This window comes from Corynebacterium sp. HMSC14B06, from assembly GCF_001807075.1.
In the GTDB taxonomy this organism is placed as follows: domain Bacteria; phylum Actinomycetota; class Actinomycetes; order Mycobacteriales; family Mycobacteriaceae; genus Corynebacterium; species Corynebacterium jeikeium_D.
Genome location: NZ_KV787378.1, coordinates 43945 through 51457, shown reverse-complemented (window position 1 = coordinate 51457; position 7513 = coordinate 43945). Strand labels below are relative to the sequence as shown.

Here is a 7513-nt window from a genome sequence, read left to right as displayed (position 1 = left end):
AGTTTCCCACCAGGGCCGGCAATAAACAGTTGTAAAACGCGATGTTTCAATCGGCGTGGATCGCGTCGAACTGCCATCCTGCATCGCGCGACTACTACCTGCGTAAACGGGGTGAAGGACAGAAGCACAATGCCGCGGTGATGTGGCTTGCCCGGAGCTGCTGCAATGTCATCTGTGCTCTGTTGACTCGGTGTGAGTTCTTCCGAGAAATCCCTGCTAGAAACATCGCCAGGGGTGTGTAGGCCGCTGCGTTGATCACCGCCGGCCCGCATGATGCGGCTCGGCGATCAGTGATGGCTACAACACCCCCATGCGATGTACGTGCAAGTTCCGCCTGACTATTGACAATCCACATAGGGACCCCGGCATGGCGCAGCGAATCAGCGCCGGGCGCGGGATCCGCCACTCCGAGCTCAATGCCTCCGGTTACCTCGACGGCAAGAAGTTGCGGGTCGTCCAGGCCTGGTTGCCGCCCGACGATCTCGGTGCCGCTCCCTCCCACGACGAGGTCGACCTCAACGATGCTCTCACCGACGGCACGCTGGTCCCGGTCGCGTCGGGCACACCGGGCCTCGCGCCGCTGACCATCGGCACCACCGGCGCGACGTTGCGCATCGGCCGGGTTCCCGCAGGCCGCACCATCGACGTGCCGTTGTCGCGGTTCACCCACTTCTTCGTCGCCTGCGGCTCGGCATCCTTCGGCGACGAGACGCTTTACGACGGCGACGTTGCCCGCATCACGGCCGACGGATCGAATTCAGCGGATTCGGACGAGGTCGACTCACTGCCCATGACCGCCATCAACGATGCCGAGGTGCTGGCTTGGACCATGGACCGCAGCATCGACTGAGCCCACCAAACGACACCGGATGACGGTATAGACCAGACGCCGAAGGACAGGTACCTCGCCTTTTTCGGATCGACCGGGTCGTCGGACATCTACGTTGCAACGGCCCGGTTCGGCGTTTCGGGCCAACCCCTCGACAAATATGCCAGGTAAGGCTAAGTTAATTGCTAAAGCAGTATTTTACATGCGGGTTAACGGGCCGGCGCAGCCGCCGACACCGTCGGCCCGGCCACACGACGAGTGAGACGCACCATGAATGCACGCGACAGAGATTTCGAACAACTCCAGGGCCACTGGCTACTGGCCCGACTGGGCAAAAAGGTCCTTCGACCCGGTGGCCGGAAGATGACGGAGTGGATTCTCGACCGGGCTCGCCTCACCGACGCCCGCGTCGTCGAACTCGCACCGGGACTGGGGATTACGGCGACGGAAATCTTGAATCGCGCACCGGGGGATTACGTCGGCATCGACGAGGACCCCGACGCCGCCAAGACGACCGGCAAGGTCGTTGGCCACAGGGGCCGGGTCACCGAAGGCAAGGCCCAAGCGACGGGGCTCGGCGATGACTCGGCGGACGCCGTCGTGGGCGAGGCGATGCTCACCATGCAAGGCGACAAGGGCAAGGCGGCGATTCTCGACGAGGTTCGTCGGATTCTCGTTCCCGGCGGCCGCTACGCGATCCACGAACTGGCGTTGACCCCCGACGACCTGGATGCGGCGACGAAAGATGAGATTCGCATCGCGATGTCCAAGGCCATCCGGGTCAACGCCCGACCACTCACCGTCGCGGAGTGGCGAAACCTCCTCGAAGAACACGGATTCGAGGTCGAGCACGTCCGCATTGCGGAGATGGGCCTGCTCAAGCCCTCCCAGATGATCGAAGACGAAGGGATCTCCGGAGTTGCCCGCATCGCAGGCAACATGATCAAGCACCCCGCGGCGCGTAAGCGCGTTCTCGGCATGCGCAGCGTTTTCGTCGAGAACGACGACGCCCTCGCCTCGATAGGCATCGTGGCCCGTCTGCGCGACACCGCCGATTCCGCCGACGCCGCCGATGCGACGGGTACCGTTTCCAACGCTTCCGAAAGCGGGCGCGAAGCATCGCCCGCCGTCCGACGCGGGCCCGAGATTGAGTTCCTCGACGACGACCAGCAAGCTGAATTGACCGCCGATCCGGAGGCTCTGAGCCTTCATGACGTCGTCGCCGCCGCTCCGCCCGCCAAGGACGGCGACGGCCCGGCGGTGAAACGTCTGCAGACGGCCGACGGGGTAAACATCATCGCCATGCGTTTCCGCTCCGGCCAGGCCTTGCCCGATCACCGCGCTGCACACCCGATTATGGTGCAATGCATCGAGGGCCAGGTGCGCTTCACCGTAGGCGACCGCACCGAGGTCCTCACGCCGGGGACCGTCGCACACCTGCCCACCATGGTCCCACACCGGGTCGACGCAGACGAGGACTCCGTGTTCCTGCTGTCGATGCTCACGTAGATCCGTACACGGGGTTGACCGCCGCACGGGCGGAGCGATTTCGCCGGCCCGGACCGGCCTCGCCGCCGCATCCGGCGAGGGCCCCTTCGGCCGTTCCCCCGAACCACGCGGCCTGCGGCGCGTGCTCATCACCGGCGCCGCTTCCGGCTTCGGCCTCGAACTGGCCAAGCGCTTCGTCGCACGCGGCGATTCGGTCATCGCGACCGATCTGCATGACTCGGCGAACGAGGACGTCGTCAAGCTCGGCGATGCGTGCACCTACCGCGAGCTGGACGTCACCTCCGACGCGGACCGGGAGGCGGCGGCCGCGGCGATAGGCGCGGTGGACGTGCTCGTGTTCAACGCGGGCATCGCGGTCGGCGGGGCGATCGAGAACGTCACCATGGACACGTGGCACCGCGCGCTCGACATCAACCTGCTCGGGGCGGTCTGCGGCTGCCGTGCGTTCGTGCCACTGTTGGAGCCGGGCGCGAAGATCGTGATGACATCGTCGATCGCCAGCCTGATCCCCCGTGGCGCCCGAGCGGGTAAAGATCAGCTTTTGCGCGCTGACTTTATGCTCGGAGGCTTATAGTCGGAGCTTTACGATCGGACGTTGTGACCAATCACCGCCGGGATAGTGATTGGCGCATCCCCGAAAAGCTCCTTCTGGTATTCGTTCTGCTCGAAAGCGCCGGCATCGTTATCCCTGATGGTGGCCACGTTTGTCAGTTTGCGTGCCGACGGTGCGGAGCCCTTTTGGAGCAGTCCGCCACGGCTGCCCGCAGTGGTGGCCGCGAAAGACCCTGCGCCACGGTTTCCAGCAGCGGCGCCCGCGGTTCCGCCAGCAGCACCCGTAGCTCCGGTAGCAGTACTGTTGCGTGCGCTGATTAGGGAATTCATCAATCCACTTCCGCGCTGTGAAGGGCTATTCGAGGCGTTTGGCAAGGCAGAACCAGCAACCCCGGGACCCAAGCCGGTTCCCATCCCGCGCCCCGCTGTTGGCGCTGGCATACGACCAGGACTCGAAGTCGGAAGTCCCGAGGCCGGTGGACGGGGGCTTGCGTTTCCAGAAGGCGGCAGTGCCGGGATATTGCCCGCTGGTGTGAGCCCCGCAGTGCGTCCTGCGCCGAGAGGGCCAGCCGGCCGGTTGCCGTGAACTCCGTAAGGCGAGACTCCTTGCGGTGATGTGCGTTGAAGTGGGGCGCTCGCTCCCGAAGGGGTGACCATGGCTGGATTCGCCGTGCTCGGTTGAGCCATGGTTGATGTACCGGTCGGGGATGTTGGCGAGATTGTGGAGCTCGTTGGGCTGCTAAGTGATGCTGGGTGCACAGGGGCAGCAGACGGATTTGTGGGGTTCGACAAAGTCGAAGTGCTCGGTTGCACGTGCGAAGGAGCGGAAGGGCTCGCGGATGTGGATTGTGGTGTTGGAGAATCCGGAACAGTTGAGGTGGCACCAACTGGTGTGCTGGCGGCCTGCATGCTTCCAGTCATCCCCGCAGGCGAAAGGCTGAACTGGCTAGTTCCAGAACGCCCGGCGACTGTGGCCCCAACGGACACCTCGGCAGTCACACCACTTCCCGCATCGGCAGAAACCAGGTTAGGAATTCGGGGAATAGCTGTCTGTAGCTGTGCGGTATACGGACCAGAGAGAAAGGCTGCTACCTCGGCCTGTTCAAAAGCCTTTTGCGCGCCAGGGTTTGGGAGTGCCTTGGATTCGGCTTCGATCGCTGATAGTGCATTGACGGCCATCGCTTTCACAGATGGCAATACGGCAAGGTGCCCGGCCATGACCTCCGATGCGGTGGCGATGCTGGTAGCGCGTGCGGCCAGACCTTTCATTGTTGAGTCAGCAGCAGAGAAGACAGCACCGCTGTTGCTCGACACCAAGCCGGATGAGATGGAGGTTAGATTGCTGGCCAACGTGGTCATAGTGTCGGCGAAGTTGTTCCAGTAGGCGATTGCCTCGGCTACGGCACCGTCATTTGTCGAGGAAAACATGGATAGTAGGGACTTCGCATCGAGACCAAGTTCCGCAGAAAGAGTGACTGGCGCGAAAGTGAGACTTCCAGCTTCAAACATCGGCCGACGCTGAAATACACCGCTTGTGCGCGCTACTTCAGCAAGGGAAGCGCCGTCACCATTGAACGGGTTAATGCTTCGAAGAATCCGATTCATGGTGGATTCGTGCTCAGTGATCACGCGACGGAAGTCAGCGAGATTCGTTTGCGCCCAGGTGAGTTGTTTGCCCAGAGACAAGCCGACGGCGGCAGAGCTTCCTGAACTGCCGGAAATTGCGAGACTGTGTTCTGTCGCCACCAGCTGGAGTGACGGAACCTGTGAGTAGCCGGCCAAGTTTGGTTGCATCGTCATAGACGAACCGGGAAGCATGATTGCTCCAGTTAGTCCGCTAATTGCGTGATCAATTGTCGAAATATTTGCAGAAATCAAGATATTTCCCCCAGGTAATTGGTCATGAGTTCATTGACGGGCTCACAAATGGTTTCATCGAAATCAGTAGATTCTTCCTCTGAGATGTGCGTTATAAAACCCAGTGCGCCTTTCGGGGTCTCTACAGATGCAATGCAGTATGAGAGACCAATCGGGTTGGTTTGTCTGAAAGTCACCCAATGAAGGCCTTGTGAGTGGTGTGTAGTGGGGTGAGCGTCATAGTTCTCGAGCCGGGAATGGGCCACCGATGTGTGCCAGAGCCCGAGGGGCAAAATATGACTTGTTTGAAGTCCGCAACCTATTTGTTTGACACCTTTAATTCGCTCTGAAACCTCAGACTGCTCCTGGAACCCCAGCCTGTCTAAACGCCCCATAATCGCAGGGTCGTCACACGGATTGGTCAGGACGAATTCGGGTGCGTCGTAGTTGTAGTGCCCATCGGGACCAAGTGGAGCATCACCGGGCTCCGGCGGATTGTTGGGTGGAAGCACACCCGCAGGTAACGTCACGCCCGAGTCAGTAGTCATGGTTGTCGCATTGTCGCCGACAGGTTGAACGTCCTCGCCGGATGCCTCGGTCGATGCGCAACTAGTCCCCGTTATTCCCCATAGAAGTGCTGACAGTAGGGCGGCAGTAGTCGCCTTTTTCAATTTTCCCTCCCCAAAGAATTTGTGTGAGAAAGATATAACACCGCGGTCGCAATTGCGCTTGCTGAGAAGCCGAAAAAATAGACCGGCTGTGGATAACTTTTAGGGGGTGTGGACAACGCGGTCGCCGTGCAAAACGACGCCTCTGCGTAGCCACCACCTGCACCTTTGGGGTGCGTTCTCCGGGGCGTCGTTAAGCGTTGGTGGACAGCGCGGGTGTAATGACCGAAGTAATCCGAACGATTGGTTAGACTATGAGGCGCATTACAAAACCACGGGAGTGCCAACCGAAATTCCGGCACTGAGAGGACGCTAGGGATCGAGCGTCGACCGGACGAACCTGAATCTGGGTAATACCAGCGTAGGAAAGGGATGTGTTGCTTCATGGCCGCACGTGTATCTGTATCCGCTCCACCGAAAGAGGGCGAGGTTACAACTGGCCCGATTTACCGCAGCAACAAGCATTACGACGAGGTTGCGTTTAGCAACGATTTCGGTGAGGCGAACCTGCGCATTCCAGTCCGTCGAATCAATCTGACGGACGGCACTCACTTCGATGCATACGACACCTCGGGTATTTACACCGAGGAAAACCCGGAACTGAATCTGAAGGAGGGGTTGGCTAAGACTCGTGACTCTTGGCCGAAGGCTCCGGCGGTGCCGGCGGTTGCGGGGTCTGAGGACGCCCCGAAGGTCAAGACGCAGCTGGCATGGGCTCGTGCGGGAATTGTCACCCCAGAGATGGCATTCATTGCCGCTCGTGAAAATGTGGATCCGGAAGTTGTGCGCGAAGAGGTTGCTGCGGGGCGCGCCGTGATTCCGGCCAACCACAAGCACCCGGAGACCGAGCCGATGATTATTGGCAAGCGCTTTGCCACCAAAATCAACGCCAACATTGGTAACTCGGCTGTGACTTCGTCCATCTCCGAAGAGGTGGAGAAGATGGTGTGGGCGACCCGTTGGGGCGCGGACACCATCATGGATTTGTCCACTGGTAAGGACATTCACGAAACCCGCGAGTGGATTCTGCGTAACTCCCCGGTGCCGGTTGGTACGGTGCCGATTTACCAGGCGCTGGAGAAGGTTAAGGGTGACCCGGCCAAGCTGACCTGGGAAATCTACCGCGAAACCATTATTGAGCAGTGTGAACAGGGCGTGGACTACATGACCGTTCATGCGGGTGTGCTGCTGCGCTACGTGCCACTGGCCGCCAACCGCGTTACCGGCATTGTCTCCCGCGGTGGTTCGATTATGGCCGCATGGTGCCTCGCGCATCACCAGGAGAGCTTCCTCTACACGCGCTTCGCTGAGCTGTGCGACATTCTGGCACAGTACGATGTCACGTTCTCCCTCGGTGACGGCCTACGCCCGGGCTCCATTGCCGACGCTAACGATGAGGCCCAGCTGGCTGAGCTGCGGACCCTCGGCGAGCTGACCAGGATCGCCAAGTCCCGCGGCTGCCAGGTCATGATTGAAGGCCCAGGCCACGTTCCGATGCACAAGATCGCTGACAACGTGAAGTGGGAAGAGGAGTGGTGTGAGGAAGCTCCGTTCTACACCCTCGGCCCGCTGGCAACCGACATCGCGCCGGGCTATGACCACATCACGTCGGCTATCGGCGCGGCAATCATTGCGCAGGCTGGTACCGCCATGCTCTGCTACGTCACGCCGAAGGAGCACCTGGGTCTGCCGAACCGCGACGACGTCAAGGTCGGCGTGATTACTTACAAGATTTCCGCGCATGCCGCTGACCTGGCAAAGGGGCTGCCGCGCGCTCAGGAGCGTGACGACGCGCTGTCGAAGGCCCGCTTCGAGTTCCGTTGGCATGACCAGTTTGCACTGGCTCTGGATCCGGACACTGCGCTGGATTACCACGATGAGACCCTGCCCGCAGAGCCGGCAAAGACCGCGCATTTCTGTTCCATGTGTGGTCCGAAGTTCTGCTCCATGCGTATTTCCAAGGATGTGCAGGACTACGCGAAGGAACACGGCCTGGACTCCGTTGAAGCTATCGAGGCCGGCATGGCTGAGAAGTCCCAGGAGTTCACTGATCAGGGTGGTCGCGTCTACCTGCCGATTACCGCGGAGTAATTGGTTG

The 7513-nt window shown here is 60.8% G+C and carries 6 protein-coding genes and 1 riboswitch; of the genes, 4 read left to right on the top strand and 2 right to left on the bottom strand.

Going from position 1 to position 7513, the window contains the following annotated elements:
- Window positions 1–310 precede the first annotated feature (310 nt).
- From HMPREF3130_RS06060 to HMPREF3130_RS06050, 3 genes are all read left to right on the top strand, one after another.
- A complete protein-coding gene (locus HMPREF3130_RS06060) occupies window positions 311–850 on the top strand; it encodes a pirin family protein (RefSeq protein WP_141737784.1) in 540 nt (179 codons plus the stop codon).
- Window positions 851–1099: 249 nt separating this feature from the next.
- On the top strand, window positions 1100–2338 hold the full coding sequence (locus tag HMPREF3130_RS11600; protein ID WP_082149771.1) for a methyltransferase domain-containing protein: 1239 nt from the start codon (window positions 1100–1102) through the stop codon (window positions 2336–2338).
- 121 nt (window positions 2339–2459) lie between these two features.
- Window positions 2460–2912 (top strand): SDR family oxidoreductase, encoded by a 453-nt coding sequence (locus HMPREF3130_RS06050; protein ID WP_053084339.1) that lies wholly within the window; start codon window positions 2460–2462, stop codon window positions 2910–2912.
- 8 nt (window positions 2913–2920) lie between these two features.
- On the opposite strand, the gene HMPREF3130_RS06045 is transcribed toward HMPREF3130_RS06050, so the two are convergent.
- Window positions 2921–4768 (bottom strand): hypothetical protein, encoded by a 1848-nt coding sequence (locus HMPREF3130_RS06045; protein WP_070429533.1) that lies wholly within the window; start codon window positions 4766–4768, stop codon window positions 2921–2923.
- On the bottom strand, window positions 4765–5295 hold the full coding sequence (locus tag HMPREF3130_RS06040; protein WP_048732941.1) for a hypothetical protein: 531 nt from the start codon (window positions 5293–5295) through the stop codon (window positions 4765–4767). Before HMPREF3130_RS06040 ends, HMPREF3130_RS06045 begins: the two co-directional genes overlap by 4 nt.
- 384 nt (window positions 5296–5679) lie before the next feature.
- Window positions 5680–5801: riboswitch (TPP riboswitch) on the top strand.
- Between HMPREF3130_RS06040 and thiC the strand changes: the two genes are divergently transcribed.
- A complete protein-coding gene (thiC, locus tag HMPREF3130_RS06035; RefSeq protein ID WP_070429531.1) occupies window positions 5800–7506 on the top strand; it encodes a phosphomethylpyrimidine synthase ThiC in 1707 nt (568 codons plus the stop codon). Its footprint overlaps the riboswitch before it by 2 nt.
- Window positions 7507–7513 lie beyond the last annotated feature (7 nt).